Raw genomic sequence first — 26,512 nt, 5'->3', positions numbered from 1 at the left:
TTCGCGTTCTTAAGATCCTGTTTGCGATCCCGCGAGCTAGAGCGAGACAAGACGAAAACTAGCGAAAAAGCGGAATGTGCTTGTGGTACATGAGCATTTCGAAGACGGCACTCATCGCACAATCTCTCTACCGACGCGCAGCAGATCGTAAACAGGTTCTTAGAGCGGCTAACAAAAGTCAGTTTCACGTCTGAGGCAAGGCGCGCCGACGCAGGCAGTACTTGAGTACGGCAAGTCGGCGCAACGCAGCATCAGGAGTTTTGTTAGCCGCTCTTAGTGCGCGGCGGCCGGATAACGCTCCCTCACCCAGGCTTCGAAACGGCGGCACATCTCCGCCTCTCCCGCCTCGTTGTCGGCGATCAGCTCGGCGCCGTGCACCAGCCGTATCGTCGCGTCCAGCCGCTGCGGATATTCCTGCGCGTATGCGCGCTCCGCCGCGGCGGCGATCTGCCCTTCCGCTTCTTGCCAGGCCTCGTCCACGCTGCGATTGCAGGCCTCGGCCAGGTAACGGGCGTTGAAATGCTCGCCGGTCAGGCTCAGCAGGGTGGCGTCGTGGTCCAGGCTGTTGCCCGGCGCCCAGTAATGTTCGGCCAGCAGCGGGCCGATCGCCGGGTTGTCGGTCAGATAGCCGTATTCGCGCAGGAAATGGGCGCGGGTCTGGTACACCGCCATATGCGCCAGCAGATAGCCGTGATAGGACGCCGCCGACTCCTGGTTCAACAAATGCGGAATCGCCAGCAGCGGCCGCGGGCCGCAGTCCACGCCCAGGATGTCGCGCTCGCAGCGGCGCGCCAGCGCCAGCACCGTTTCCGGCGTCAGCTCCGCCTCCGGCAACCGGTACAGCTCGCGTTCGAAGTAGGCGACCACGGCGATGGAGCGCTCGGAGAAGGCGAAGAAAGGCTGGATCGCCTCGATGCGCGCGCGGATCAGCGCGTCCGGCATCGCCTCGCCGGCGGCGTTGCGCGCGTAGCGCTTCAGCCAGTCGGCGTCGTTCAGCAGGCTGTCGCAGAACATGCTCTGGGTTTCGGCGTAGGCCATCGAAGTGGGCGCGAACTCCTGGGAGAAGCACGGCGCGTTCTGGACCACATTGGCGAAGTGGGCGGCGTGGCCGCCTTCGTGGAACAGGGTGTTGATCGCGCGCGCGCCGCTGCCCACCTGGTCCGGCGTGGCGTCGGCGGTGAAATTGATCCGGCCCGGCACCCAGCGGCCGCCGTCGTAGAAGCTAGGCACCGGCCCGTGGCAGAAGCCGTTCTGATACTTGCCCTTGCGCTCCACCAGGTCCAGTTGCATCGTGGCCTGCCGGTATTGCACGCCCAACCGGCGGAAGCTCAGCACCCAGCGCTCCACCGCCTTGGAGAACGGCAGATACGGGTCCATCTGCCGGGTGACGTCGCCGCTCATGTGGAAGCGCAGATTGTACGGCAGCAGCGCGTCCGCGCCCTTGTCCTCGGCCAGCCGCCGCAGCGCGGCCTGGTTGGCGTCGCGGGTGCGCGCCTCGAAATCGTCCAGCACGGCGAACAGCGCCTGCGGCGTCATCTGCTCGTTCTTCCTCACCTTGTGCTCGAAATAATCGGCGCTGCCCAGGCTGCGCGCCAGCGCGTTGCGCTGCTTGACGATGTCGAGGAAGCCGTTGTCCAGCACCCAGCGCTCCAGGCCGAGCAAGGCGTCGTGCGAGCTTTTGCGCGCGGCGGCGTCCGGGTTGGTGGTCATATTGATGCTCAGCATGGTCAGCGTCGCCTCCTCGCGCTCGCCGCGCTCGTTGACGTGGCTGAGCGACAGATCGCGGCGCTTGGCGAACAGCTCGGCCTCCATCTCGATCAGCCGGCGCATCTGTTCCTGCGCCGCCGCGCTGTCGATGATGTTGCTTTCAAACAGCGCCAGCCAACCCTGGTAACCGTGCAGCAAGGCGTCGCGCTCGGCGTCGGCCGGCTGCGCCTGCAGGCGCTCCAGCGCCGCGCGCACCGCCGCCAGCCGTTCCGGGCTGGAAATGAAGGCCTTGTAGGCGGCCTCGGCGCGGGCGAAACCGTCGTGGTCGTCGGACACCGCCATATAGGTGTCCCAGAACAGGTCTTCCTTGGTCTTGTGCACCGCCAGGTAATCGCGGTTGAGCTGGTCGAAGCCCGCGCGCAGTTCGGCAATCGCTGTCATCTTGCTGACTCTCCTTTGCGCTGTCCGTAGGCCGCTTGTGGCGGGCCTGGACAGTCTGTTTATGAAATTTGCATTGAGTGTGCGCGCGCGTTCCGCGCCGGTCAAGCGCGGACCGCGTCCGTGACTAGTCGTTGGCGGCGGCCCATTGCAGCACTTCCCGCCGCGGGCCGGAGAACGGCGGCGGCACCGCGGACAGCAGCAGGCTCAGCCGCGGCTCCGCGCCCAGCGGCTGCACCATGAAGCCCAGCCGCCGCGCCAATTGCAGCATGGCGATGTTGCCGGGCGCGCAATCGGCCCAGATCCGGTGCCAGCCCAGCTGGCGGTAGCCGAAGTCCAGCATCATCCGAGCCGCTTCCAGCGCGTAGCCCTGGCCCCAGGCCGATTCCGTCAGCTCGATGCCGAAACTGGCTTCGCCGCCGCGCCCCAGGCCGCGCAGGCCCACCGAGCCTAGCAGCGCCTTGTCCTCGCCGCGCACGATGGCCAGCTGCCAGCCGCGACGGGGAGAGTCGCGCTGCTGCTCCAGAAAACGCAGCAGCAACTGCCCGCTGCGCGCCGGCGTCACCTCTTCCGGCGGGTAATGACGGGCGAACTCGCGGCCGCTGCGCGCCATCGCGTAGGCGGCGTGGTCGTCCGGGCGGAAATCGCGCAGCATCAGACGTCGACTATAGAGCAAGGGGCTCAGCATAAGCCGCCCTTCTCCAGCCGCAGCCGATGAATGCGTTGTTCCAGCTCCAGACGCTGGTCTTGAACGTGTTGGTCTTGATGTCGGGCCTGGCTGCTCAGCCATCGGCCATCGGCCGGCGCTACGCGCTCGTCGCCGAGAATGTCGCGCAGCAAGTGCGGCGACAGGGGAATAAAGAACGATGCCATGACGGCGGTACCTGTAAAGAACGATAAAGATCATGGACGGCTGGCCCGCGGGGAGCGGGAAGACGTCCGGCATGCGCCGCCGGGCTTGCGGGGCCTGGCGACGCTGCGCAGTCTGCTACCGGGATGGCATGACGTCAAGCATAATCTGCGACAAACATCCAGTTGACATGAACGAAGGGACTCAACGCTCAGCGCCACCAGCCGAGATAACGGGCCAGGCTGGTGGAAATGGCCGCGTCGGTCAGCCCCAATTGCAGGCCCACCAGCGCCGCGTAAAGCTGCATGCCGTGCTCGTCCGGCATATAGGGCAGCGCCCAATCGCTCAACATCGGATACAGCAGCCAGGCCAGCAACAGGCCGGCCGCCAGCGCCGCGCCCACCCAGGCGCGGGAGCGCGCGCGCAGGGCCAGCCGGATCAAGATGTCCGAACCGAAGAAAACCACGCTAACCAGATAGAGCGCCATCACGCGCCTCCTTGCAAAAAATTGACCATGCCGCTCCGCCGTCGGCGACGCGCGGGCGGTTTGGAGCGAATGCTTGTTTTTGGGGCAATCAGGGGCGGCAAGCGCATCACAACGATGCATGGCGACGCGGTGCGGCCGCGCTCTATGCTCTTGAACTACGGAAACGGGCCGGACTCGGCTCGGCAATGGGCCGGCGCCGCAAACGCCCGGCGACGGCCCATTGAGTGGTTTATAGCAGACTCTCCTAATGAAAACAGCCCGCGTTTCTTGCGAAACGCGGGCTGCTTCGGCGGCGGAAAAGCTCAGGCCGCGGCGGCGCGCCGCCCCTGCCACATCTGCAGCAAACCGGCGGCGGAGTACAGCAACAAGGCCGCCCAGATCAGGCCGAAACCCACCGCGCGGCCGCTGTCGAACGCTTCGCCGAACAACAGCACGCCCAAGGCCAGCTGGATGCTGGGGCCTATGTACTGGATCACCCCCACCGTCGCCAGCTTGAGCCGGCGCGCGCCGGCGGCGAACAGCAGCAAGGGCACCGCGGTCACCACGCCGGCGCCGATCAGCAAACTCGTCTGCACGACGCCGCCATGGCCGAAAGCGCTCTGTCCCTGCCATTCGAACCAGACCAGCGCCAAAGCCGCCAGCGGCGTCATCAGGAAGGTTTCCAGCGCCAGCCCTTCCAGCGAGGCCAACGGCGCTTTTTTGCGCAGCAGTCCGTACAGGCCGAAGGTGGCCGCCAGCGACAGCGCGATCCACGGCAGCGCGCCGGCGCTATAGGTGATCCAGGCCACGCCGGCCGCCGCCAGCAGCAAGGCGGCGTTCTGCAGGCCGCTCAGGCGCTCGGACAGGAAAAGCCTGCCCAGCAGCACGTTGAACAACGGGTTGATGAAGTAGCCCAGGCTGCCCTCCACCACGTGGCCGGCGTTCACCGCCCAGATATAGATCAGCCAGTTCAGCGACAGCAGCAGGGACGACAGGCCGAAAATGCCCAGCTTGCGCGGTTCGCGCACCGCGGCCGGCAGCCAGCCCCAATGATTGCGCGCGGTCAGCACCGCCGCGACGAACACCGCCGACCAGACAATGCGGTGGCACAGAATTTGCAAAGCCGGAACATCGTGCAGCGGCTTCCAGTACAGCGGAAACAAACCCCAACAGATGAAGGCGGCAACGGTGAAAGCGACGCCGCGGCCGCTTTCGGAGGTAGAAGAAACAGGACTCATGGGATTTCACACAGCAAGAGAGGGGGTCAGGATGACAGCTTAACCAAATTGACTCTTTGGAAAAACCGCAATTCAATCAACAGATTGTTCATTATTTAAAACAATGACTTTCCGGATAATAAGCATGCTGCGCTGGCACAATCGCCGCAGTCGCCGTCCAGATCAGTCAATCTCTTTGACGTTGACGTAAACGTAACTTATAGTCCGAGCAAATAGAGAAAAGACTCTAGAACCCAGCCCCGGACCAGGGACCGCGCCGGCGCGCCGGCGATCAAAAACAATACCGGCTGGAGATGGAGCTCAACCGCTGACAACAAAGGAGAAGCCGTCGGCGCCGCACAGACCGCAAGCATGCGGCGGGCGCAGACGCACCGGACCGCCGCCCCGAATTTAGGGGCGGTGGCGCCGGGCCAGCGGGTCTAAAACTTAAGGAGAAGGCCGGCCGCACGCGCCCACAAGGCGCAGGCCGGCCCCATCGCCACAAGCGATGGGTCGTCCGCCGCGCGGCGCCAGCGCCCGCCGGACGCGCCCGAGAATGACAGGAGGAGAAACCATGTCGATCCGCCACGCAGACCTGGAAGAAAAATACACGGCCCCCACCGGCCAGGTGCTGATGACCGGGATTCAGGCGCTGGTGCGCCTGCCCATGCTGCAACAACAACTGGACCGCGCCGCCGGACTCAACACCGCCGGCTACGTCACCGGCTACCGCGGCTCGCCGCTGGGCAACGTCGACCAGACCATGCAGAAGGCCGGCAAATACCTGAAGGAACACAATGTGGTGTTCCACCCCGGCCTCAACGAGGACCTGGCCGCCACCGCGGTCTGGGGCACCCAGCAGGTGAATATGTTCGACGGCCCCAAATACGACGGCGTCTACGCGCTGTGGTACGGCAAGGGCCCGGGCGTGGACCGCTCCGGCGACGTGCTCAAGCACGGCAACGCCGCCGGCACCAGCCGCCACGGCGGAGTGTTGCTGGTGGCCGGCGACGACCACGCGGCCAAATCGTCCACCTTCCCGCATCAATCCGACCACATCCTGGCCGCCAGCATGATTCCGGTGCTGAGCCCGTCCGGGGTGCAGGAAATCATCGATTACGGCCTGCACGGCTGGGCGATGAGCCGCTATTCCGGCTGCTGGGTGTCGATCAAGGCGATCTCCGACACCATTGAAAGCTCGGCCATCGTCGACATTTCGCCGGAGCGCCTGCAGTTCAAGATTCCGGAAGACTTCCCGCTGCCCGAGGACGGCCTCAACATCCGCTGGCCGGACGCGCCGCTGGCGCAGGAAAAACGCGTGCTGCACCACCGCCTGTACGCGGCGCTGGCCTACGCCCGCGCCAACAAGCTGAACCACATCACGCTGGATTCGCCCAAGCCGCGGCTGGGCATCATCACCTGTGGCAAGAGCTATCTGGACGTGATGCAGGCGCTGGACGACCTGGGCATAGACGAGGCGCTGGCCGCCGACATCGGCCTGCGCATCTTCAAGGTGGGCATGGTGTGGCCGCTGGAGCCGGAAGGCGTGCGCCAGTTCGCCGAAGGGCTGGAAGAAATCCTGGTGGTGGAGGAAAAACGCCAGATCATCGAATACCAGTTGAAAGAGCAGCTGTACAACTGGCGCGACGACGTGCGGCCGCGCGTGGTGGGCAAATTCGCCGAAAAAGGCGAATGGGCGCTGCCGCACGGCGACTGGCTGCTGCCGGCCGCCGGCGAGCTGACCCCGGCGATGATAGCCCGCGCCATCGCCGGCCGGCTGGCGCTGATCTTCGACAGCCCCATCATCCACGACCGGCTGAAGTTCTACGACGACAAGGAAGCCCAGCTGGTCAAGCCGCGCGAATCCATCGCCCGCGTGCCCCACTACTGCTCCGGCTGTCCGCACAACACCAGCACCAAGGTGCCGGAAGGCAGCCGCGCCGTCGCCGGCATCGGCTGTCATTACATGGCGCACTGGATCCAGGCCGACAGCACCAAAACCTTCACCCAGATGGGCGGCGAAGGCATCACCTGGGTGGGCCAGGCGCCGTTCACCCACACCAAGCACATCTTCACCAATCTGGGCGACGGCACCTATTTCCACTCCGGCCTGCTGGCCATCCGCGCCGCCGTGGCCGCCAAGGTCAACATCACCTACAAGATCCTGTACAACGACGCGGTGGCGATGACCGGCGGCCAGCACGTGGACGGCTATCTGGATGTGCCCATGATCACCCGCCAGCTGGCGGCGGAAGGCATCAAGCGCATCGTCATCACCAGCGACGATCCGGACAAATACCAGAACGTCCAGGGCCTGGCGGCCGGCGTGGAAGTGTTCCACCGCCGCGAGCTGGACCGGCTGCAAAAAGAGCTGCGCGAAGTCGAGGGCACCAGCATCCTGATCCACGATCAGACCTGCGCCGCCGAGAAGCGCCGCCGCCGCAAGCGCGGCGACTACCCCGACCCGGCCAAGCGCGCCTTCATCAATCAGCAGGTGTGCGAGGGCTGCGGCGACTGCGGCCAGAAATCCGGCTGTCTGTCGGTGTTGCCGGTGGAAACCCCGCTGGGCCGCAAGCGCAAGATCGATCAGTCCAGCTGCAATAAGGACTACTCCTGCGTCGAAGGCTTCTGCCCCAGCTTCGTCACCGTGGAAGGCGGCCAGCTGAAGAAATCCGCCGGCAGCAGCGCCAGCCTGAGCACGATGCCGCCGCTGCCGGAACCGGCGATCCCCCTGCTCAGCGAACCGTTCAGCATCATGGTCACCGGCGTCGGCGGCACCGGCGTGGTCACCATAGGCCAGGTCTTGGGCATGGCCGCCTACCTGGACCGCAAGGGCGTCACCGTGCTGGACATGGCCGGCCTGGCGCAGAAAGGCGGCTCGGTGTGGTCGCACGTGCGCATCGCCGACAGCCAGGACAAACTGCACGCGGTGCGCATCGCCGCCGGCGACGCCAACCTGGTGCTGGGCTGCGATCTGGTGGTGACCGCCGCCGAGGAGGCGCTGGCCAAGATGCGCGACGGCTTCAGCCACGCCATCGTCAACAACTACGAATCGCCGACCAGCGCCTTCCTGAGAAACCCGGACGTGCGCTTCCCCAGCAAGGCGATGAAAGAGGCCATCGTGGAATCGGTGGGCGCCGGCCGCTACAGCGAGGTCAACGCCACCCGGCTGGCCACCTCGCTGCTGGGCGACGCCATCGCCAGCAATATGTTCATGCTCGGCTACGCCTGGCAAAAGGGTTTGGTGCCGGTGACGCTGGAAGCCATCATGGAAGCGGTGCGGCTGAACGGCGCCGCGGTCAAGTTCAACCAGGACGCCTTCAGCTGGGGCCGCCACGCCGCCCACGACCCGGCGCGCATCGAAGCGCTGGTCAGCCCGTCGGCGGTGGTGGCCTTCGTTCCGCGTGAAACTCCAGACGCTGTGCTGCACCACCGCGCCACCGCGCTGACCGCCTACCAGAACGCGGCGCTGGCCGAGCGCTACAAAGCGCTGGTGTCCCGCGTGCGCCAGGCCGAGGAGGCGCTGAACCCGGCCAGCAGCGCGCTGACGCTGGCGGTGGCCAAGAACTACTACCATGTGCTGGCGTACAAGGACGAGTTCGAAGTGGCGCGGCTCTACACCGACGGCAGCTTCCAGCGCGAGCTGGCGCAACAGTTCGACGGCGACTTCCAGCTGCGCTTCCACATCGGCGCCGGCTGGATCACCGGCGGCCAGCCGCGCAAAGTGGCCTTCGGCCCCTGGCTGCTGACCGGCATGAAGTGGCTGGCCAAACTGCGCTTCCTGCGCGGCACCCTGCTGGACCCGTTCGCCCGGCAGGCCGACCGCAAGCTGGAGCGCCGCTTGATCGGCGAATTCGAACGCCAAGTGGAAGACCTGCTCGGCGGCCTGACGCTGGACGCGCTGCCGCGCGCGGCGGAACTGGTCAAAACCTGGGAAGGCGTGCGCGGCTTCGGCCACATCAAGGAGCGCAACTACCAGCAGGCCAAGAGCAAACAGGCGCAGTTGCTGGGCGAGCTGAAGCCGGGCGGCAAGAACCGCCAGGTCGCCTAAGTCAAAGCAATGAAGTTGCTGTAAACGTAGTACCCGAGTGTTCCTACAGCTTGCGGGCGTCGACCATGTCGACGCCCTCTTTTTTCGCCCGTCCTTTCTGCCAGCCACCCCTTTCTCCAATTGAAAATGCCAAAGGCATTTTCTAGCTTCAAGACTGGCGCGCTCCCGCGCCGCCCCATCCCAAGCTTGTCCGCATAGGAGATCCCGTATGTCCCTGAACTGTCGCCATGGCTTGCTCGCCTTCGCCTGCGCCCTCTTGCTGGGCTGCGCGTCCACGCCCGGCAGCGACCGCTGCGCCGGCCAGACCCAGCCGCCGATGCCGGGCATGAGCGCGGTCGACAATCCCGCTTTGCTGAACAGCGCGCTGGGCCAGCCCGGCAAAGGCGGCCTGTGCGCCGGCCAGGTGCGGCGCCAGGACGCCGCGGATCAAACCGTGACGGTCTACCGGGTGTACGACAGCGGCAAGGCCAATTCGCGGCTGGGCCGCTGGTGGTCGTTCAACGCGCCGCAAGGGCCGGTGGCCGCCTACCGCGCCGCCAACGCCATCTGCCCGAGCTGGAGCCAGCTCAACCGCGTGGTGCGCTGTCAATTGAAAGTGGGCGCCCAGGTGGCGGTGGGACCGGGCCAGAGCGCCGATTGCGCGCCGGACCCCAACTACCCGCCGTCGCCGGTCAACCAGGTCTACGTTCCCAACGCCAGCCCGGACAGCCTGCTGGTGGAGCGCTGCGAGGATCTGGGAGATTTCCCGCCGGCCTCTTGAGCAAGACTCCACTCAATTGACGCCAATCATCTGAGCCATCAGCATGGTCGTTTATTCCAACAAGAGAAACGACCATGCGCCTTAAGCCCCTTCTCGCCGCCGGCCTGTGCGCCGCGCTGTTCCACGCCGGCCCGGCGCTCGCCGCCGAAGACAGCGCCGCCGCCGCCAAAGCGTTGCTGCAGGCGATGCGTTACGACGAGATGATCGTGCAGACGATGCAGCAGATGGAAGCCACCATGCAGCAGCAAATGGAGCAGCAGCTGTGGCAAAGCCAGCCGAACTGCGCGCAGACGCCGGCTTGCAAAGACAAGGTCGGCGCTTCTCTGCAACAGCTGCGGAAAACCCAACAAGCCTATTTCCAGTCCGCCGAAACCCGCAAGTTGTTGCACGAGGTGCAGGTCCAGGCGCTGAGCAAGCACTTCAGCGTCGCCGAGATCCGCGAGATGAGCGCTTTTTATCAAACCCCCACCGGCAGCAAGATGTTGCGGCTGATGCCCAAGATCGTGGCGGAAACCGGTCCGGCGGTGATGCAGGACCTCAACCAGCGCTTGCTGCCCGAGCTCAAGCGGCAGATGGACGAGTTCGCGCGTCAGAACGGCGTCCGCTGAACCGGGAAGCGGACGACAAAACGGGGCCGTCGGCCCCGTTGTCGTCTGGCGTCCGCGGCGCTCAGCTCTGACGCACCACCATCGCCTGCTCCGGCACCGGGAAGCCGCCGGCGGCCAGGGTTTCGCGAATCACGCGGTTGCTGTCGAAATACACCTGCCAGTAGTCCTGCGGCTTGCAATACGGCCGTACCGCCAACACCGGTCCCAAGGGCGTGAACTCCAGCAGGCCCACGTCCGGCGCCGGGCTGGCCAGCACATTGGGCACCTTAGCCACCGTCTCCCGCAGCAAGCTCATCGCCGCCGCGTGATCGGCGCTGGCGGCCAACTGGGCTTTCAGGTCCACCCGGCGCTGCTCGGTGACGCTGAAGTTCTGGATGGTGTCGGAAAATATCTTGTTGTTGCCGATCAGGGTCAGCACCCCGTCCGGCGTGTCCACCGCGGTGGCGAACAGGCCGATGTGCTTGACCGTGCCGACGACGCCGGCCACGCCCACCAGATCGCCCACCTTGAACGGCCGCAGCACCACCAGGAAGATGCCGGCGGCGAAGTTGGCCAACAAGCCGCTCCAGGCCATGCCCACCGCCACGCCGGCGGCGGCGATCACCGCGGCGAAGGTGGTGGTCTGCACCCCGAAGAAGCCTAGGATGCCGATCACCAGCACGATGGTCAGCGTCACGTCCAGGAAAGACTTCACGTACTGGCGGATGGTGTGGTCCAGCGATTTGCTGGCCAGCTTGGCGTCCAGCAGGCGGGTGGCGAAATTGATCAGCCAGCGGCCCACCAGCCACAGCAAGATGGCCGACACGATGTTGAGGCCGATTTTCACCGCCAGATCGGACCAGTGACTCCAGTTGATGGCATCCATTTGTAAATTCCCCTTTTCAACGGTTTTGCAACATGTTTAAAGATAGGAGCTTGCCACAGAAATACCAAATGAATTTTTACGCGAAGCTTCGCCGCCCTGCTTCTGTCGCCCGCGCGCTCAGCGCCTGGTCAAAGTCTCGCGAGCAAGGGCGAGACCAGGCGAAAACTGGCGAAAAAGCGGAATGTACGAGCGGTACATGAGCATTTTGAGCTCGTACTCGCCGTGCAACGCTTCACGACGCGCAGCAGACTTTGAACAGGTTCTCAGGCCCCGGACAGGGCGCGGCAGGTCTCCCCTATGCCGCCCAGGATGCGCAGATCGAAGGCGTGGTCCATGCGCGTGGGCGTGTAATTGATCAAGGCGGTGGCCACGCCGGCCTGCGCCGCTTCCAGCGGAATCAGGTTGACCGGCGACACCTCCAGCGACGAGCCCATCACCAAGAGCAGATCCGCCTGCAAGGCGGCGTCGAAGGCCAGCTCGATCAAGGGCACCGCCTCGCCGTACAGCACCACGTCCGGCTTGAGCACGTCGTGGCACAACCGGCAGACCGGCAGCGGATGGTGCAGCACGTAATCCAGCGCGTGGGTGGTGTCGCAGCTGGGGCAGCTGGCGGTCAGCAAGCTGCCGTGCAGCTCCAGCACCCGGCCGCTGCCGGCGCGCGCGTGCAGGCCGTCGATGTTCTGGGTCAGCACCGTCACCCGCTTGCCTTGCTGCTCCAGTTCCGCCAGAAACTGGTGCCCTTCGTTGGGCCGGTAGTCGCCAATCAGCTTGATGCGGAATATTTCGCGGAACGCCTGCCAGAACGCCTCCGGATCGCGGCGGAAATAATCGATGGACACCACCTCGGCCAGGCTCATGCTGCGCGACCACAAGCCGTTGGCGGAACGGAAGTCCGGGATGCCGGACTCGGTGCTCATGCCGGCGCCGGTCAGCGCCACAATGGTTTCCGCCTGCTCCAGCATCTGGCGCAGGCGGCGGATTTGCTCGGACATCTATCCATTCCAGCTAATGAATGAAGCGAAATGTAAGCCTGGTTCAACCAGCGTATCGCGGCGCCGAACCTTAGCTTAGCTTTTTCATGCCAATGGCTCAGCCGGCCGTTGGCACAGGGTATTTGACGGCGTTCTTGGCCATCTTGTCGCGCACCGCCGCGTCCAGGTCCACGCCGGTCGCCATCGCCAACATCGTCAGGTAGAGCAGCACGTCGGCGATTTCTTCCTGCAGATGGGTGAAGCGCGCCGGATCGTCGCGCAGCGCGACCGCGTCCTCGTCGCTCAGCCATTGGAAGATTTCCGCCAGCTCGCCCACTTCCCCCACCAGCGCCAGCATCAGGCCGCGCGGCTTGTGATAGCGGTTCCAGTCGCGTTCGTCGGCGAAACGCCGCAGGGCGGCGGTGAGTTTTTCAGTCGAGATCAGGGCTTCGGTCATCGTTCAATCCGGGTTTCACGTGGAACATCAGGCGCTTGCCGCCTCATGCGCCAAGCACCTTCAAGGCCGCCCGCTCCCCCCACCACGCCGCCTCCTCGAACAGCGACAGGCCGCTGAGATCGGAATGAGCGAACAAGAGCGGGCCGTCGGCCGCGCGCAAGGCTTGCAGGCCGGGATTGGACAAAAAGCCCGGCGCCGGACTGGCCATCGCGTGGCCGCGCGCGGTCAGTTCCACTTGCAGCAGCGACTGACGGAAACGCCAGCCGTAGACAGTCAGCAAATCGGCGGCGGCGACGGCGAACAGCTCTTCGGCGCTGGCGACCTCCAGCATTTTACGCGCATCCGCCGGCGCCAGGTCGGCGAAGGCGTGGTAGCTGGTGAACACGCTCTGCTCCGGCTTGGCGGCGCGGATCAGCTGGTGAGTGGACACCACATAGCCCAGGCCGCGGCTGCCGTACACCACATTGTCCCAGGCCAGCGGTGCGGCGGCCGGCTCCGCCGGGAAACGGTCGATCAGGAAATTGCCTATCAGCCACGGCGCGCGCAGCGGCAGGTGGCGGCGTTCGAAGCCCAGTTCCGGCAATTGCCCGCTCAGGTGCAGACTGACGTGCAAGGGCGTGGCCAGAATCACCCGCTCGGCCAGCAGACGCCGGCTTACGCCGGCCGCGTCCAGGTAGTCCACCGCCATGCCGCCGCCGGCCGGCGCCGCTCGCCAGGCCACGCCCGGCCATTGCCGCTCGGCGCCGATGCGGGCGCGCAGATGACGGATCAGCGGATTCAGCCCATCCGGCCAGGTCAGCACCGCGCCCTCCTCGGCATTGGCCGCCTGACCGCCGCGGCTGCAAAAATAGTGCAGGCCGGCCCAGGCCGAAGTGGCGGCCAGCGCGCTGCCGTAATCGTCGCGGCAGCAGTAGTCCAGATACCACAGCAGGCCGGGCGCGGTGTAGCCGTTGGCGCGCAGCCAGTCGGCGAAACTCAGCCGGTCCAGCGCGGTCCAGGCCGGATCTTGCGAGGACAAAGCCACCGGCACGCAGAACACGCGGCGGCCGTCGCTGCCGCGCTGTTCGCGCCAGCCCGCGGTCTGGGCGAGAAAACGACGCTGCTGCGCCAACTCGTCCGCGCCCATGCCCAGCCGCGGCAGCAGGCCTTCCTGCCATTGGCCGTCCAGCCACAACCGCTCGTCCGGCGCGTGCACGGTCGCGCGTTCGTCGAAACGCGGCCGCGCGCCGTAGGGATCGGACTCGATCACCCCCATTTCGGCCAGCAGCTCGCGCACATGGCGCGACTCCGGCGACGGCAGCGGCAGATAGTGAGCGCCGGTGGGATAGCGATAGCCGCCGAAAGCGCCGGCGGCGGCGTTGCCGTCCGGCTCCGGTCCGTCCAGCACCACCACGTCGTCGAAACCCTCCTTGCGCAGCCGCCAGGCGGCGAACAGGCCGGCCACGCCGCTGCCGACGATGACGACGCGGCAGCGGCGCGTTTCGCGCGGCGGCGGCGGCCTCCTGCCGCCGCGCAGCCGGTGGCCGGCGGCCATGCCCGGCCGGTTCAAGCGCAGCGGCACGCCCAGCCGCATCACTCGCTCGCAGCCGGACAGCAGGGGCAGGCCGGCCAGCGCCGCCGCCAGCCGCAAGACCTCGCGGCGGCGCATCAGCGCAGCACCTGCGACCAGTCCTGCTCGAAGTAGTGCACCAATTGCTGATTGTTCAGCTCATTGGGCAACACCTTCCAGCGCGGCATGTCCGGCGGGAAGAAGAACATCTGGCGCGTGGCCTCCTTGTCCAGGAAACGCAGCGGCACCGTATAGCGCTCCGGCGGCGCGTAGCCGGGCTTCTTGGCGGCGATGATGAAGCCCCATTCGCCGAAGGAAGGCACATAGGCGTGATAGGGCGTGGTGCTCAGGCCGGCGGCGCGCAAGGTGGCGTCCACGCTCCAGAACGAGCGCGGCGCGTGCATCGGCGAGGTGGATTGCACCACCGCCAGCCCGTTTTCCGCCAGGTGGCGCGCCAGCAGCCGGTACAGCGGCACCGAGTACAATTTGCCCAGCGCGAAATTGGACGGATCGGGAAAGTCGACGATGACGGCGTCGAAGCTGCCGTGGTCCTGCTCCAGCCAGCGCGCGGCGTCGTCGTTGACCACGGTGACGCGCGGATCGGTCAAGGAGCCCTGGTTCAAGGCCCGCAGCGGCTCGGAGCGGCTGAACAGTCGGGTCATCGCCGGGTCCAGGTCCACCAGGGTGATGCGCTGGATATTGCGGTACTTCAGCATCTCGCGCACCGCCAGGCCGTCGCCGCCGCCCAGCACCAGCACATTGCGCGCCCACGGCAGCTTGGCCAGCACCGGATGCACCAGCGCCTCGTGGTAGCGGTGCTCGTCGCGGCTGGAAAACTGCAGATTGCCGTTGATGTAGAGCCGCAGATCGCTCTTCCACTTGGTGATCACCAGCCGCTGGTAGGGCGTGGTCTCGGCGTGGATGATCTCGTCGCCGTACACCGCCTTCTCGCTCCAGCGCGTCAGATGGTCGGAGGCCAGGAAGCCGCCGGCCAGCAGCAGCAGGACCACGCCGCTGCGCGCCAGTTGCAGGCCGGGCTGGCGCAGTTCGCGGCGGAAGGCGCGGCAGGCCCACAGCGCCACGCCGGCGTTGAGCAGGCCGAACAGCAAGGCGCTGCGCGCCAGGCCCAGCTTGGGCGCCAGCACCAGCGGAAACAGCAGCGACACCGCCAGCGCGCCCAGGTAGTCGAAGGTCAGCACCTGGCTGACCAGCTCGGAAAAGCTCGCCTGGCGCTGGTTCATCGCCCGCATCACCAGCGGGATCTCCATGCCCACCAACACCCCGATCACGAAGACCAGGCCGTAGAGCACCAGCCGGAACGGCTCGCCGGCCCAGGCGAACACCAGGAACAGCACGGCGGCGGACACGCCGCCGATCAGGCCGACCAGCAGTTCGATCTCGATGAAGGCGTCCAGCACCCGCTCGTCCTTCACGTACTTGGACAGGTGGGATCCCACCCCCATGGCGAACAGGTAACAGCCTATGATGGAAGAGAACTGCAGCACCGAGTCGCCCAGCAAGTAACTGGCCAGCGCGCCGGTGATCAGCTCGTAGGCCAGCCCGCAGGAGGCCACGATAAACACCGATACTATCAGCAAGCGATTTCGCATTGGATTGTCATTGTGGGTAAAATAGCCGCCATTATGCCCCAGCCCACGGCCAAGCGCCGCGCGCACCCCGCCTCTGCAAAGGACGCCCGACCATGATTGCCGCCTTCCTGCCCGCCCTGCTCGCCTACCTGACTTATATGGGCAGCGGCCTCGCGCTGCTGGCGCTGTTCGCGGTGATCTATTGCTGGATCACGCCGATAGACGAATTGAAGCTGATCCGCGACCACGGCCACGCCGCCGCCGTCTCCTTCGCCGGCGCTCTGCTGGGCTTCTCGCTGACGCTGGCCTCCAGCGCCTGGCACCTGAACAACTGGAACAGCTTCATGCTGTGGGCGCTGCTGGCCATGCTGGTGCAGATCCTCGTCCACATGGTGGTGGCGCGCTGTCTGAAGGACCTGAGCCGCGCGCTGGTAGACAATAATCTGGCGATGGGCATCCTGGCCGGTTCCATCCACCTGGCGGTGGGACTGATCAACGCCGGCAGCCTGTCCTGAACCCGGCCGCGCCTTTTCAATTGGAGCAGACACTATGAGCCTGATGTCTTTCATCAAGAAGCAGTTCATCGACATCCTGGAATGGCAGGAGCAGGAAGACGGCGTGCTGGCCTGGCGCTATCCGATGCAGGACAACGAGATCCAGTACGGCGGCAGCCTGACGGTGCGCGAGTCGCAGGCGGCGGTGTTCATCAACGAAGGCAAGATCGCCGACGTGTTCGAACCCGGCATGTACAAGCTGACCACCCAGACCCTGCCGGTGCTGACCTATCTGAAGAACTGGGACAAGCTGTTCGAATCCCCCTTCAAGTCCGACGTGCACTTCTTCAGCACCCGGCTGCAGCTGGGCCGCAAATGGGGTACCGCCCAACCGGTGACCATACGCGACAAGGACTTCGGCATGGTGCGGCTGCGCGCCTTCGGCGTCTATTCCTACCGCGTGGCCGATCCGCGCCTGTTCTTCACCGAGGTCAGCGGCACCCGCGACAGCTACAGCCGCGACGATCTGGAACTGCAACTGCGCAATCAGGTGGTGGCCACCATGAGCAGCGTGCTGGGCGGCAGCGGCGTGCCCTTCCTCGACATGGCCGGCAACCAGGGCCTGATGGCGGACAAGATCCGCGAAGCGCTGCTCCCGGTCTTCCAGCGCCTGGGCCTGGAACTGGACAGCTTCGCGGTAGAGAACATCTCGCTGCCGGAAGAACTGCAAAAAGCCATAGACAAGCGCATCGCCATGGGCATGGCCGGCGATCTCAACCAGTACACCCGCTATCAGGCGGCGGAAAGCATTCCGCTGGCGGCGCAGAACGAGGGCGGCATCGCCGGCCTGGGCGCCGGTTTGGCGGCCGGCGTAGGCGTCGGCCAGCTGATGGGCCAGGCCATGCAACAGGCGGTGCAGCCGGAGGCCGCGCCCGGCGCGCCAGCAGCCCCGGCCGCCGCGCCGGCGGCGGACAATCCGCAAGCCAAGCTGGCCCAGCTCAAAGGCTTGCTGGACCAGGGCCTGATCACCCAGGCCGATTACGACGCGGCCAAGGCCGACGTGCTGAAGAAACTGGTGGGCTAAGCTAGCGCATGTACCGTATTGCCTGCCCCTCTTGCGGCGCCGATGTCGAGTTCAAGTCCGAAGCCTCTGCCATGGCGGTGTGCGCCTATTGTCAGAGCACCCTGCTGCGCAGCGCGGACAGCGTGCGCGACATCGGCAAGATGGCGGCGCTGCTCAATGATTACTCGCCGCTGCAAATCACCAGCTGCGGCCAATACATGGGCCGCGGCTTCAGCGTCGTTGGCCGCATCCAGCTGCGCTACGACGCCGGGCTGTGGAACGAGTGGTATCTGCTGTTCGACGACGGCGGCGACGGCTGGCTGTCGGAAAGCGTCGGCCAGTACACGCTGACGCTGGCCGTCGGCGCTGCGCCGCAGGCGGCCGGATTCGAGCAGCAACGCCCCGGCGCCGCCTTCCGCCACGACAAGGTCGACTTCGTGGTGTCCGACGTGCGCGCCGCCGAATGCACCGCCGGCGAGGGCGAGCTGCCGTTCCAGGTGGGCGCCGGCTGGCAGGCCAAGGTGGTGGACGCGCGCCGGCAGGCGCAATTCCTGACGCTGGACTACTCCGACAACCCGCAAAAGCCTCAGCTTTTCCTCGGCAACGCCGTCACCCTGCCGCAGCTGCGCATGGAGCGGCTGCGCGACGCGCGGATGATAGAAGAGGCCACCGGCAAGCTGAAGGGCAGCGTCGCCTCGCTGGAGTGTCCGTCCTGCGCCGCGCCGCTGAGCTACCGCGCCGGCACCGCCACCCAGCTGATCTGCGGCCACTGCCACACCCAGGTGGACGCCAGCGGCGACCAGGCGCTGGCGCTGAGCGCCGCGCAACAGCGGCTGGACACGCCGCTGACGCTGGAACTGGGCAAGACCGCCACCATCGATAAATTGCCATGGACGCTGACCGGCGCGCTGGTGTGGGCCGAGGAAGAAGACGCCGACAGCCGCTGGTGCGAATACCTGCTCTACAACGTGGACAAGGGTTTCCGCTGGCTGGTGGAAAGCGGCGACGGCTGGTTCATCGGCGAGTTGATGGACGTGTGGGTGGACAGCCTGCGCGCCGACTACGCGATGCTGGGCAACAAGGCCTATCAGCGCGCCTATCCCGACTACGCCGCCCACATCGTCTACGCCGCCGGCGCCTTCCCCTGGCGCGCCCAACTGGGCGACCAAGTGCTGCTCAGCGAATACCAGATCTCGGGCGGGCAAAAGCGCTTGTCGCGCGAGCTGTCGGCGCAGGAACTGAACTGGAGCTGCAGCAGCCTGGCCACCTCGGTCGAGGTCGGCCGCTGGTTCGGCAGCCCAACCCCAATTGAACCGGGATTCTTCGCCGCGGAGGACGACGGCGGGGACTTGAAGGCCATCGCCGTCAAATTCGGCCTGGTGCTGTTATTGATCAACCTGCCGCTGGCCTTGCTGAGCCAGGATATCGGCGATGGACTGCTGATCTGCTTCTTCGCCTGCTGCGTGCTGGCGATACCGCTCAAGCAGAAGGACTGAACGCGATGTCGCCAGGACTCTATAAAGCCTTTTGCCTGCTGGTGATCGTAATCACCACCATGATCAATTTCTCCAATATGGACAGCTCTAGCCGCGGCACCGGTTCGCGCAGCTGGAGCAGCGGCAGTGGCGGCGGCTCTTCCGGCTGGGGCAGCGGCGGCGGCGGACATAAATGAAAACGGCGATCGGCCGGCACCTGCTGGCGGATTTTCACGGCTGTCCGCCGCAGCGCCTCAGCGATCCGGCCCAGGTGGAGCAGGCGCTGCGCCGGGCGGCGCAGGCCGCCGGCGCCACCGTGCTGGCCGGCCATGTTCACCACTTCGGCGAGGCCCAGGGCGTCACCGGCATCCTGTTGCTGATGGAGTCCCACCTCAGCATCCACACCTGGCCGGAACACGGCTACGCCGCGCTGGACCTGTTCATGTGCGGCCAGGCCCGCATCGACGCCGCGCTGGCGCGGCTGCGCGAGGCGCTGCAGCCGGCCGAGGTGCGCAGCCAGCTGCATCGTCGCGGCGACCTTCCTTCCCCTCTCCCCAAGCCCTCTCCCGCAAGGGGAGAGGGGCTTTAAGAACCTGTCCAAAGTCTGCTGTGCTTCAGCGATACGGCGTTAAAAACCAGCTCAAAATGCTCATGTACCACTTGTACATTCCGCTTTTTCGCTCGTTTTCGCCTTGTCTCGCCCTTGCTCGCGAGACTTTGAACAGGTTCTAACGACACCTACTCCACCAATTCCAGGCTCACCGAACCATCGCCATGCTCCGCCGCCAGGCGGAACTGCGGCTGGCGCGCCAGATAGCGCAACGCGCCGCCGCCGGTGTCGAAGCGCATGGCGACGCCGGTCACCGGCTGAATGCGCCAGGCCGGCTTGGCCGCCGGATCCACCACCTTGCGCTCGGCCAGATAGGCCGCCACCGCCGCGCGGTTCTCGTCCGGCGAATCCACCACCACGCGGCTGGCGTCGATGCAGGGGAAATGGCCGCCGCCGGAGGCGCGGTAGTTGTTGGTGGCCACCAGGAAGCTGGCGTTCTCGTCTATCGGCTTGCCCTGGTAGCTCAGCTTGACGATGCGATGGCTGTCCGGCGCCGCCAGCTTGCCGTCGGCGTCGTAGCGCGCCGGCTGGCTGACGTCGATCTCATAGCTGACGCCGGCGATGCTGTCGAAGTTGTAGGAGCGGAATTCCGGGTTCAGCAGCGGCTGGGTCTTCGGCCCCTTGGGATCGATGCGCAGAAACTGCCCGGCCGACATTTCCAGCCATTCGCGCACTTCGCGGCCACTGACCTTCACCGCCTTCAGCGTATTGGGATAGATGTAGAGATCGGCCAGGTTGCGAATCGCCAGCGGGCCGGCCGGGATGTCGGTGTAGTAATTCCAGCCCTGGCGGCCGCCGGCCTTGAACGGCGCGGCGGCGGACAGCACCGGCAAGCCTTCGTACTCGGTGCCCTTGACCGCGTTCCTCACATACCAGGCCTGGGCCTCGGCCACGATCTGCACCGACGGGTCATCCGCCGCCTGGGCGAAGTAGCTGTAGATCGGCGCGCGGGTTTCCGCCACCTTGCCGCGCACATAGTCCAGCGTCCGGCGATGCTCGGCGGCGATCAGCTCGGCCACCTTGGGCTCGGCCTCGGCCAGGGGCCGCTTGGCTTTCTTGTCGTAGATGGCGCGCAGGCCGGCCTGCTTGCCGCTCACCTTCCAGCCGCCGTCGCCGCGCTCCAGCATCAGGTCCACCACGCCGATATGGTCGCCCCAGCGGCCCGGCATCACCGCCGGCACGCCGTTGATGGTGCCGGCGGCCAGGTCCACCTTGGGATAGCCGGCGAAGGCGGCGGACGGGAATTCGGCGTGGGCGTGGCCGAACAGGATGGCGTCGATGCCGGCCACCTCGGCCAGCCCGGCCACCGAGTTCTCGGCGAAGCGCGCGCTCTCGCCTTTTTCGAAACCGGAGTGCGGCACCGCGATCACGATGTCGGCGCCCTTCTGCTTGAGCTCGGGCAGGTAGCGGCGCGCGGTGTCGACGATGTCCCGCACTTCCACCTTGCCCTGCAGATTGGCCTTGTCCCACTGCATGATCTGCGGCGGCACAAAGCCGATCACGCCGATGTTCAGCGTCTGCGGCTGGCCGTCCTCGTCCTTGAATTCGCGCTTGAGCAGCGCATAAGGCTGGAAATACGGCCGGCCGGTCTTGGCGTCCACCACATTGGCGTTGACGTAGGGGAAGGCCGCGGTTTTCAGCGCCTGGTCAAGAAAGGGCAAGCCGTAATTGAATTCGTGGTTGCCGATATTGCCGGCGTCGTAGCGCAGCCAGTTGAGCACTTTGTAGGCGGGATGAACCTCGCCGGCGCGCAGCGGCTGAATCTTGGCCACCAGATCGCCCAGCGGGTTGCCCTGCAACAGGTCGCCGTTGTCTATCAGCAGGCTGTTGGGCGCCTCTTGCCGCGCCGCGCGGATCAGCGTCGCCGCGCGCGCCAGGCCGAAGTCCTGTGTCAGCTTGTCCTGGTAGTAGTCGTAGTCCAGCAGGTTCATGTGCACGTCTGAGGTTTCCAGCACCCGCAGTTTCAGCGGGGCGGCCCAGCCGTTGACGGCCGTCGCGGCCAGCAGGGAGGAGACGAGGAGAGGCGCAAGTTTCACGGAACAGCCCTTTTCTGGTTTTATCGCGCCCGCATTATACGCCCGCCGTCGGCCGCTCCAGATAGAAAGCGCCCCAGGCGCACATCGCGTCTATCACCGGCCGCAGCGTGTCGCCCAGCTCGGTCAGCCGGTAGTCCACCCGCGGCGGCACCTCGGCGTACACCGTGCGCGCGATCAGGCCGTCGCGCTCCAGTTCGCGCAGCTGCTCGGTCAGCACTTTCTGCGACACCCCGCCCAGCAAGCGGCGCAGTTCGCCGGTGCGCCGGCTGTCCTCGGACAAGTGGCACAGGATCGCGCACTTCCATTTGCCGCCCACCAGCCGCATGGTGGCGTCGATGGGAAAATTCAGTTCGCTCATGCGGGCACAGTTACCTTTTGGTGCTTATGAAACAAAAAAGTGCATACTTATCAACAACTTGATCAATTGATAGCATGGCCGTACCCATTTTACAGGAAGCACCATGAAAACCCTGATCATCGTTGCCCACCCCGATCTCGAGCAATCCCGAATCAACCGCCGCTGGATGGCCGCGTTGAGCCAGCATCCGGAGCGCTATACCGTGCACGCGCTGTACCAGGCCTACCCGGACGGAAACATCGACGTGGCGCGAGAACAGGCGCTCTTGAACCGCCACCAGCGCATCGTGCTGCAGTTTCCGCTGTACTGGTTCAGTTCGCCGCCCTTGTTGAAGACGTGGCTGGACCAAGTGCTGGACGAGGGCTTCGCCATCGGCGCGTGGCCGGAAGACTGGCGCATGCGGGACAAGCGCATCAGCGTGGCGGTGTCCACCGGCATCCGCGAGCTGGACTTCGCGCCCGACGGCCGCTATCTGTACCGGATGGAGGAAGTGCTGCGGCCGTTCGAGCTGACCTGCCGCTACCTCCGCGCCGAGTGGCTGCCCGGCTTCGCGCTGCACGGCGCCGAGCACGATCTGAGCGACGCCGAGATCGAGGCCAGCGCGGATGCTTATCTGCGGCACCTGCAGGCCGAGGCAGTATAAATCCACCCGCCATGAAAAATGCCCGGCCGGAGCCGGGCATGATCTTGTCTGGAACGGCGAACGTATTCCTGTTCCAGTTGGAATTATTCCAGCAAGCCTTCCGCCTTCAGCGCCTGCTGTACGAAGGGCAGCGCCGCCACGCGCTTCTGGAAATCGATCAGCGCCGGGAAATCGCCCAGCGAACGCTGAACGAACTGCGCCCAGTTCAGGCAAGTGAACAGATAGGCGTCGGCCACGCTGAAACGCTCGCCCAGCAGATAAGGCGTTTTCGCCAGCTGCTGCTCCGCCAGCGCCAGCCGGCTCGTCAGCTTGTCCCAGGTCTGCTGCTTGAGCTCGTCGCTATTGGGATAGAACAGCGGCGAGAAGCCCTTGTGCACCTCGGTGGAGATATAGTTCAGCCATTCTTGCAGCCGGTAGCGCTCCAGCGTGCCGTTGGCCGGCGCCAGCTGCTTGGCCGGCACCTGGTCCGCCAGGTATTGCACGATGGCCACGCCCTCGGTCAGCAATTCGCCGTTGTCCAGCTGCAAGGCCGGCACATAGCCGCGCGGATTGATGGTGGAGAAGTCCACCCCGCCGGCGGTCAGATGCGGCTGAACCTTGAGGTTGACCTTTTCGGTGTCGAAGGGCAGGCCGCTGGCGAACAGCACGATATGCGGGGACAGCGAGCACGCGCCGGGGGAAAAATACAGTTTCATCGCTTTTCTCCAGTTCAGGATGTCTCGGGACAAAGCACAGGAATGCGGAAAACCCGGACAGCCTGATCCAAATCGATGACAGTTGCAACCCTGCGCTCAGCAGGGCCGTTGGCCGGCGGGCGCTCAGGGCGACTTCTTGGCGAACAAGCGCGGCCGCTTGTCCGGACCGGCGCCGGCGGGCGCCTGCGGCCGGCTCTTCAGCGCCACGAACAAGTCCTCCACCTGCTGGCGCGCCCACGGGGTGCGGCGCAGGAAAGCCAGGCTGGATTTGACGCTGGGATCGTGATTGAAGCAGCGGATCTGGATGCGCCGACCCAGTTCCGGCCAGCCGTAATGGCCGACCAGCTGATTCAGCATCTGCTCCAGCGTGACGCCGTGGGTGGGATTGTTGGGTTGCGGTGCGCTCATGGTCGTGTTTTCTGGCTTGGGCGGGCGCAGTGTACCTTGCGCCCGCCGCGCCGCAAAGCCGTCCTCACGCGGCCGGCTTGGGCTTGCGTTGCCGCGGCGCGCGCTGGGACGCGGGCTTGGCCGGCGCCGGCGCAGCGGAAGGCGCGCCGTGCCGCTGCGCCAAGCCCATCGCCAGCGCCAGCCGGCCCAGGCGTTGCTGCTTCTCGCCGCTGATGGGGCCCGCCGCCTGCAGCAGCAGAATCGCCAGCTCCAGCGAGAACTGACGCTGCTCCTCGGTGGGCAGCAAATGCTCCAGCGTGGCCAGCGCGCGCTTCTCGTCGTTGCGCACCAGCCAGGTCTGGCGCCGCACCGCCTGCTTGAACTGCTCCAGCGTCAAATCCTCGCCCAAGGCGGTTTCCTGCATCACCCGGCGAATGGCGTTGAACGGCCGCACGTCCACCACGCCGTTGCCGATGGCGACATAGATCAACAAGCGCAAAAAGCCGTCCACCGGCCCGCCTTCGGCGTAATGCGCCTCCAGCTCCTGGCGCTTGAGCCGCAGCATCTCGCTGCGCTCCCAGCTGCCGTCCGCCTTGCGCACCCCGTATTCGCGCTGCGGCTTCAAACCGGTCAGCGCCGCGCTCCAAGGCGACTCGAACAAGGCGCGGAAGCTCAGTTCCTGCCAGGCGTCACGGCCGTCGCGCCAGCCGTCCAGCGCGGTCTCCATCATGCGCGCGTAGCTTTGCTGCCATTGCCAGAACGGGTTGTCCTCCGCCGCCGGCCGCCGTTCGTCGCGCACCTGCTCCGCCCATTGCCGCAGCCCGGCCAGCCAGGGGTTGCGGCTGGAAAACCAGCGCCGCTCCCATCGCGACGGGTGCATTTCGCGCAGCCAGCGCGCGGTGTGCTCGTTGCCGTACAGGCGCAGCCACGGCGAGACGAAGGTATCGTAAAGCTGCTGGTTGACCTCGCCCACCCGGCGCACCACTTCGAAGGCGGCCTCGCCCTGGCGGCCGTCGCCCAGCGCCAGGATGTCGTCGATGTCGCGCGGCTCGAAGCGGATCACATAGCGCCCTTGCAGATATTCCAGCCCGGCCATTTCCGGGTGGGTGTCGGTGATGATGGCCTCGTACAGGCCGGGCGGCAGCACATCGATCAGGTCCAGCGCGCTGGCCAGCTCGCTGTGCTCCTTGTTGGCCACGCCGGCGGACACGAAGATGCCCAGATGGCCGACCTGCTCGTGCAAGCAGTAGACGATGGTCTGTTCGTTGACGCGGATGTCCTCCACGCTGTGGTACAAATCGGCGATCCAGAACAAGGCCTGCTGCGGCGGAGTGATGTTGTCGCCCCAGGAGGCGAACACCACGATGGGCGAGCGGATATTGCGCAGGTCCACCGCCTGCCGCCCCTGCTCCAGCGTCACCTCGCCGTGGCTCAACCGGTTGCCGACGAACAGGTTCTGGGTGATCCACTCCATCTCCGCCTTGTTCAGCAAGTAATGGCCGCCCCACCAGCGCTCGAACTCCAGAAAGCGCTCGCGCTCGCTGTCCACCTTGGCGTACAAGGTGTAAGGCTTTTTCCAGTAGGTGTTGGCCGGGTCCAGCTGCTCGAAATTGCTGACCAGGTTGGCGCCGTCGAACTGGCCGTGGCCCAGGTCGCCGGCCAGCGAGGCCATCCAGGTGCCGCCGTAGAGGCCGCCGGAATAACGCATCGGATTCTTGCCGGCCACGCCGGCCCAATAGGACAGCGGCGAACCGGCCAGCAGGATGGGGCCCACCAGCTCCGGCGCGGTGGCCGCCAGCATCGCCAGCGCCCAGCCGCCCTGGCAGTTGCCGATGACGAAGGGCTTGCCGGCGCTGTGCGGATGCAGCTGGTTCACCTTTTGCAGAAAGATCTTCTCGGCGCGCCACACGCATTCAATCGTCTGCTTGGGCTCCGGCACCGGGAAGAACATCACGAAATAGCACGGGTGGCCCTGACGCAGCGCGATGCCGATCTCGCTGTCCATCTTGAAGCCGCCTATGCCCGGGCCGTGGCCGGCGCGCGGATCTATCACCACGAAGGGCCGCTTGGCCGGGTCCGGCTTCGGGCAGCCGTCCGGCGGGCGGATCGCCGACAGCGCGTAATTGACCGGTTGCTCCAGTTCGCGGCCGTCGACGATGATGTCGTAATCGAACACCAGCACCGGCGGATGGCCGGAGGCGGCATGTTCCAGATAAGTGTCGCCGCGCTGCCGCAGGATGTCGCAATACAGCACCGAACGCTGCCAGGCGTCTATCCAATACTCCACCAAGGCGCCGTTCAAACCGCCCGCGCCCAGCGCGGAGAACCAGGGAAATGAAGAATCAGGCAGGCTCATGCGAAAACGCTCCCGCGACGATAAGGAAATGCCGCATTTCACTCTAGTTCAAATCCCCGCGCCGATCGGGAAAAAGCCCGCAGTCAAATCGCTTGCCGGCGGGCTTTACATTTGGTAACAATTGATTTTGGCCAACTCATACTTAATTGACAGTCGCCATCCAGAATAATGGTGTAATCCTGCCGATGCCGCTCGCCCGCATCGCAGCCATTGATGGAATGGCCCACCTATGAAACCGCAGATACCCTTTATACTCGCCAGCCTTGTCGCCGGCGCCGCTCTGGCCGCGCCGCCGGAGCCGGCTTGCCCGCCGATGGGCAATTTCGCCGGCCGGCCGTGGAAGATAGACCCGGCCAAACGCGACGCCTTCATCGCCCAGCACCAGAAGGCGCTGCACGACAAGCTCAAGATCCAGCCGGCGCAGGAAGCCGCCTGGCTGGCCTTCGCCAGCGCCACCCGCCCCGGCCCGATGCCGCCTTGCGAGAACGCGTCCACCGCGCCGGAACGCATGGAACAGCGCGTGCTGATGGCGCAGCGCCACCTGCTCAACCTGCAAAAACGCTTGGAAGCGCTCAAATCCTTCTACGGCCAGCTCACGCCCGAGCAGCAAAAAATCATGGACCAGGACAGCCCCCCGCTGATGGGCGGCCGGGGCCAGGGGCCGATGCGCAAGCTGCAGGCCGGCCAGGGCAACGAGCCGCACAACTGAGCAGCGCCTCCCTACCCGCGCCCGTCCCTCCTCCCCGCGCATTGTTGCAAGCTGCTAAGTTGGCCGGCCCGGTTAACATTCGGTAACAACCCCCGCCCGGCCAGCAACACTTGCCAGACATCCGTGGCCAATACTGCCTGCATGATCAACCCTTGTAG

General features: G+C 65.8%; 25 protein-coding genes. 10 read left to right on the top strand and 15 right to left on the bottom strand.

Annotated features, from left to right (window positions below):
- Positions 1-273: 273 nt before the first annotated feature.
- The 5 genes from VK98_RS04500 to rarD form a co-directional block, all read right to left on the bottom strand.
- Entirely contained in the window at positions 274-2,148 is a 1,875-nt protein-coding gene (locus VK98_RS04500) for a M3 family metallopeptidase (RefSeq protein ID WP_048412890.1), read from the bottom strand.
- A 124-nt stretch (positions 2,149-2,272) separates the two neighbouring features.
- The gene (locus tag VK98_RS22665; protein WP_053077224.1) at positions 2,273-2,833 is read right to left on the bottom strand and encodes a GNAT family N-acetyltransferase; all 561 of its coding nucleotides are present in this window, start codon (positions 2,831-2,833) and stop codon (positions 2,273-2,275) included.
- Positions 2,827-3,018, bottom strand: coding sequence for a hypothetical protein (locus VK98_RS23995; RefSeq protein WP_048412889.1), 192 nt, complete (start codon positions 3,016-3,018; stop codon positions 2,827-2,829). The genes VK98_RS22665 and VK98_RS23995 overlap by 7 nt, the downstream gene beginning before the upstream one ends.
- Before the next feature lie 188 nt (positions 3,019-3,206).
- Complete coding sequence (locus VK98_RS04485) at positions 3,207-3,482, bottom strand: hypothetical protein (RefSeq protein ID WP_048412888.1); 276 nt, start codon at positions 3,480-3,482, stop codon at positions 3,207-3,209.
- A gap of 302 nt (positions 3,483-3,784) precedes the next feature.
- Positions 3,785-4,699: an EamA family transporter RarD gene (gene rarD / locus VK98_RS04480; RefSeq protein ID WP_048412887.1), complete on the bottom strand. Its 915-nt coding sequence runs from the start codon at positions 4,697-4,699 to the stop codon at positions 3,785-3,787.
- Between the two features lie 553 nt (positions 4,700-5,252).
- Here rarD and VK98_RS04475 point away from each other — a divergent pair.
- The 3 genes from VK98_RS04475 (at position 5,253) to VK98_RS22660 (ending at position 10,097) form a co-directional block, all read left to right on the top strand.
- Positions 5,253-8,729 carry an indolepyruvate ferredoxin oxidoreductase family protein gene (locus VK98_RS04475; RefSeq protein WP_048412886.1) on the top strand — a complete coding sequence of 1,159 codons (3,477 nt, stop codon included), beginning with the start codon at positions 5,253-5,255 and terminating at the stop codon, positions 8,727-8,729.
- A gap of 208 nt (positions 8,730-8,937) precedes the next feature.
- Positions 8,938-9,489: a hypothetical protein gene (locus VK98_RS04470; RefSeq protein WP_048412885.1), complete on the top strand. Its 552-nt coding sequence runs from the start codon at positions 8,938-8,940 to the stop codon at positions 9,487-9,489.
- A gap of 74 nt (positions 9,490-9,563) precedes the next feature.
- On the top strand, positions 9,564-10,097 hold the full coding sequence (locus VK98_RS22660) for a DUF2059 domain-containing protein (protein WP_053077223.1): 534 nt from the start codon (positions 9,564-9,566) through the stop codon (positions 10,095-10,097).
- 61 nt (positions 10,098-10,158) lie between these two features.
- Here VK98_RS22660 and VK98_RS04460 read toward each other — a convergent pair whose 3' ends face one another.
- From VK98_RS04460 to VK98_RS04440, 5 genes are all read right to left on the bottom strand, one after another.
- The gene (locus VK98_RS04460) at positions 10,159-10,962 is read right to left on the bottom strand and encodes a mechanosensitive ion channel family protein (protein ID WP_048412884.1); all 804 of its coding nucleotides are present in this window, start codon (positions 10,960-10,962) and stop codon (positions 10,159-10,161) included.
- A 263-nt stretch (positions 10,963-11,225) separates the two neighbouring features.
- Positions 11,226-11,954 (bottom strand): NAD-dependent protein deacylase, encoded by a 729-nt coding sequence (locus VK98_RS04455; RefSeq protein ID WP_048412883.1) that lies wholly within the window; start codon positions 11,952-11,954, stop codon positions 11,226-11,228.
- Positions 11,955-12,051: 97 nt separating this feature from the next.
- On the bottom strand, positions 12,052-12,390 hold the full coding sequence (locus tag VK98_RS04450) for a nucleotide pyrophosphohydrolase (RefSeq protein ID WP_048412882.1): 339 nt from the start codon (positions 12,388-12,390) through the stop codon (positions 12,052-12,054).
- Between the two features lie 43 nt (positions 12,391-12,433).
- Positions 12,434-14,038: an FAD/NAD(P)-binding protein gene (locus VK98_RS04445; protein WP_053077222.1), complete on the bottom strand. Its 1,605-nt coding sequence runs from the start codon at positions 14,036-14,038 to the stop codon at positions 12,434-12,436.
- Positions 14,038-15,549, bottom strand: coding sequence for a polyamine aminopropyltransferase (locus tag VK98_RS04440; RefSeq protein WP_048412881.1), 1,512 nt, complete (start codon positions 15,547-15,549; stop codon positions 14,038-14,040). The genes VK98_RS04445 and VK98_RS04440 overlap by 1 nt, the downstream gene beginning before the upstream one ends.
- A 92-nt stretch (positions 15,550-15,641) precedes the next feature.
- On the opposite strand from VK98_RS04440, the gene VK98_RS04435 reads away from it, so the two are divergent.
- From VK98_RS04435 to speD, 5 genes are read left to right on the top strand one after another with little or no spacing between them, the layout of a single operon-like run.
- Complete coding sequence (locus VK98_RS04435; protein WP_048412880.1) at positions 15,642-16,043, top strand: DUF350 domain-containing protein; 402 nt, start codon at positions 15,642-15,644, stop codon at positions 16,041-16,043.
- 40 nt (positions 16,044-16,083) lie between these two features.
- Positions 16,084-17,106: an SPFH domain-containing protein gene (locus VK98_RS04430; protein ID WP_197082959.1), complete on the top strand. Its 1,023-nt coding sequence runs from the start codon at positions 16,084-16,086 to the stop codon at positions 17,104-17,106.
- Between the two features lie 8 nt (positions 17,107-17,114).
- Positions 17,115-18,581, top strand: a complete 1,467-nt coding sequence (locus VK98_RS04425; protein ID WP_048412878.1) for a DUF4178 domain-containing protein — start codon at positions 17,115-17,117, stop codon at positions 18,579-18,581.
- A gap of 5 nt (positions 18,582-18,586) precedes the next feature.
- Positions 18,587-18,757 (top strand): hypothetical protein, encoded by a 171-nt coding sequence (locus tag VK98_RS23635; protein ID WP_156187762.1) that lies wholly within the window; start codon positions 18,587-18,589, stop codon positions 18,755-18,757.
- Positions 18,754-19,149, top strand: coding sequence for an adenosylmethionine decarboxylase (gene speD, locus VK98_RS04420; protein WP_048412877.1), 396 nt, complete (start codon positions 18,754-18,756; stop codon positions 19,147-19,149). Before VK98_RS23635 ends, speD begins: the two co-directional genes overlap by 4 nt.
- Positions 19,150-19,298: 149 nt before the next feature.
- On the opposite strand, the gene VK98_RS04415 is transcribed toward speD, so the two are convergent.
- Positions 19,299-21,206, bottom strand: coding sequence for a bifunctional 2',3'-cyclic-nucleotide 2'-phosphodiesterase/3'-nucleotidase (locus VK98_RS04415; protein ID WP_048412876.1), 1,908 nt, complete (start codon positions 21,204-21,206; stop codon positions 19,299-19,301).
- A 34-nt stretch (positions 21,207-21,240) separates the two neighbouring features.
- Positions 21,241-21,564 (bottom strand): helix-turn-helix domain-containing protein, encoded by a 324-nt coding sequence (locus VK98_RS04410; protein WP_048412875.1) that lies wholly within the window; start codon positions 21,562-21,564, stop codon positions 21,241-21,243.
- Positions 21,565-21,667: 103 nt separating this feature from the next.
- On the opposite strand from VK98_RS04410, the gene VK98_RS04405 reads away from it, so the two are divergent.
- Positions 21,668-22,207: an NAD(P)H-dependent oxidoreductase gene (locus VK98_RS04405; protein WP_048412874.1), complete on the top strand. Its 540-nt coding sequence runs from the start codon at positions 21,668-21,670 to the stop codon at positions 22,205-22,207.
- 83 nt (positions 22,208-22,290) lie between these two features.
- On the opposite strand, the gene gstA is transcribed toward VK98_RS04405, so the two are convergent.
- The 3 genes from gstA to VK98_RS04390 all read right to left on the bottom strand — a co-directional run bounded on the left by gstA (position 22,291) and on the right by VK98_RS04390 (position 25,645).
- Positions 22,291-22,902, bottom strand: a complete 612-nt coding sequence (gstA, locus tag VK98_RS04400; protein WP_048412873.1) for a glutathione transferase GstA — start codon at positions 22,900-22,902, stop codon at positions 22,291-22,293.
- Between the two features lie 123 nt (positions 22,903-23,025).
- On the bottom strand, positions 23,026-23,310 hold the full coding sequence (locus tag VK98_RS04395) for a VF530 family DNA-binding protein (protein WP_048412872.1): 285 nt from the start codon (positions 23,308-23,310) through the stop codon (positions 23,026-23,028).
- 64 nt (positions 23,311-23,374) lie between these two features.
- Complete coding sequence (locus tag VK98_RS04390) at positions 23,375-25,645, bottom strand: TerB family tellurite resistance protein (RefSeq protein ID WP_048412871.1); 2,271 nt, start codon at positions 25,643-25,645, stop codon at positions 23,375-23,377.
- A 229-nt stretch (positions 25,646-25,874) separates the two neighbouring features.
- Here VK98_RS04390 and VK98_RS04385 point away from each other — a divergent pair, with 229 nt between their 5' ends.
- Positions 25,875-26,354, top strand: a complete 480-nt coding sequence (locus VK98_RS04385; protein WP_053077220.1) for a Spy/CpxP family protein refolding chaperone — start codon at positions 25,875-25,877, stop codon at positions 26,352-26,354.
- Positions 26,355-26,512 lie beyond the last annotated feature (158 nt).

It is taken from the genome of Chromobacterium sp. LK11, from assembly GCF_001043705.1.
In the GTDB taxonomy this organism is placed as follows: Bacteria; Pseudomonadota; Gammaproteobacteria; order Burkholderiales; family Chromobacteriaceae; genus Chromobacterium; species Chromobacterium alkanivorans.
This window is presented reverse-complemented; position numbering and strand designations above follow the sequence as displayed.

What these genes read in the sequence shown, in the direction of transcription:
- VK98_RS04500 (WP_048412890.1), bottom strand. Translation starts at nt 2,148, where the DNA reads ATGACAGCGATTGCCGAACTGCGCGCGGGCTTCGACCAGCTCAACCGC.
- VK98_RS22665 (WP_053077224.1), bottom strand. Translation starts at nt 2,833, where the DNA reads ATGCTGAGCCCCTTGCTCTATAGTCGACGTCTGATGCTGCGCGATTTC.
- VK98_RS23995 (WP_048412889.1), bottom strand. Translation starts at nt 3,018, where the DNA reads ATGGCATCGTTCTTTATTCCCCTGTCGCCGCACTTGCTGCGCGACATT.
- VK98_RS04485 (WP_048412888.1), bottom strand. Translation starts at nt 3,482, where the DNA reads ATGGCGCTCTATCTGGTTAGCGTGGTTTTCTTCGGTTCGGACATCTTG.
- rarD (WP_048412887.1), bottom strand. Translation starts at nt 4,699, where the DNA reads ATGAGTCCTGTTTCTTCTACCTCCGAAAGCGGCCGCGGCGTCGCTTTC.
- VK98_RS04475 (WP_048412886.1), top strand. Translation starts at nt 5,253, where the DNA reads ATGTCGATCCGCCACGCAGACCTGGAAGAAAAATACACGGCCCCCACC.
- VK98_RS04470 (WP_048412885.1), top strand. Translation starts at nt 8,938, where the DNA reads ATGTCCCTGAACTGTCGCCATGGCTTGCTCGCCTTCGCCTGCGCCCTC.
- VK98_RS22660 (WP_053077223.1), top strand. Translation starts at nt 9,564, where the DNA reads ATGCGCCTTAAGCCCCTTCTCGCCGCCGGCCTGTGCGCCGCGCTGTTC.
- VK98_RS04460 (WP_048412884.1), bottom strand. Translation starts at nt 10,962, where the DNA reads ATGGATGCCATCAACTGGAGTCACTGGTCCGATCTGGCGGTGAAAATC.
- VK98_RS04455 (WP_048412883.1), bottom strand. Translation starts at nt 11,954, where the DNA reads ATGTCCGAGCAAATCCGCCGCCTGCGCCAGATGCTGGAGCAGGCGGAA.
- VK98_RS04450 (WP_048412882.1), bottom strand. Translation starts at nt 12,390, where the DNA reads ATGACCGAAGCCCTGATCTCGACTGAAAAACTCACCGCCGCCCTGCGG.
- VK98_RS04445 (WP_053077222.1), bottom strand. Translation starts at nt 14,038, where the DNA reads ATGCGCCGCCGCGAGGTCTTGCGGCTGGCGGCGGCGCTGGCCGGCCTG.
- VK98_RS04440 (WP_048412881.1), bottom strand. Translation starts at nt 15,549, where the DNA reads ATGCGAAATCGCTTGCTGATAGTATCGGTGTTTATCGTGGCCTCCTGC.
- VK98_RS04435 (WP_048412880.1), top strand. Translation starts at nt 15,642, where the DNA reads ATGATTGCCGCCTTCCTGCCCGCCCTGCTCGCCTACCTGACTTATATG.
- VK98_RS04425 (WP_048412878.1), top strand. Translation starts at nt 17,115, where the DNA reads ATGTACCGTATTGCCTGCCCCTCTTGCGGCGCCGATGTCGAGTTCAAG.
- VK98_RS23635 (WP_156187762.1), top strand. Translation starts at nt 18,587, where the DNA reads ATGTCGCCAGGACTCTATAAAGCCTTTTGCCTGCTGGTGATCGTAATC.
- speD (WP_048412877.1), top strand. Translation starts at nt 18,754, where the DNA reads ATGAAAACGGCGATCGGCCGGCACCTGCTGGCGGATTTTCACGGCTGT.
- VK98_RS04410 (WP_048412875.1), bottom strand. Translation starts at nt 21,564, where the DNA reads ATGAGCGAACTGAATTTTCCCATCGACGCCACCATGCGGCTGGTGGGC.
- VK98_RS04405 (WP_048412874.1), top strand. Translation starts at nt 21,668, where the DNA reads ATGAAAACCCTGATCATCGTTGCCCACCCCGATCTCGAGCAATCCCGA.
- gstA (WP_048412873.1), bottom strand. Translation starts at nt 22,902, where the DNA reads ATGAAACTGTATTTTTCCCCCGGCGCGTGCTCGCTGTCCCCGCATATC.
- VK98_RS04395 (WP_048412872.1), bottom strand. Translation starts at nt 23,310, where the DNA reads ATGAGCGCACCGCAACCCAACAATCCCACCCACGGCGTCACGCTGGAG.
- VK98_RS04390 (WP_048412871.1), bottom strand. Translation starts at nt 25,645, where the DNA reads ATGAGCCTGCCTGATTCTTCATTTCCCTGGTTCTCCGCGCTGGGCGCG.
- VK98_RS04385 (WP_053077220.1), top strand. Translation starts at nt 25,875, where the DNA reads ATGAAACCGCAGATACCCTTTATACTCGCCAGCCTTGTCGCCGGCGCC.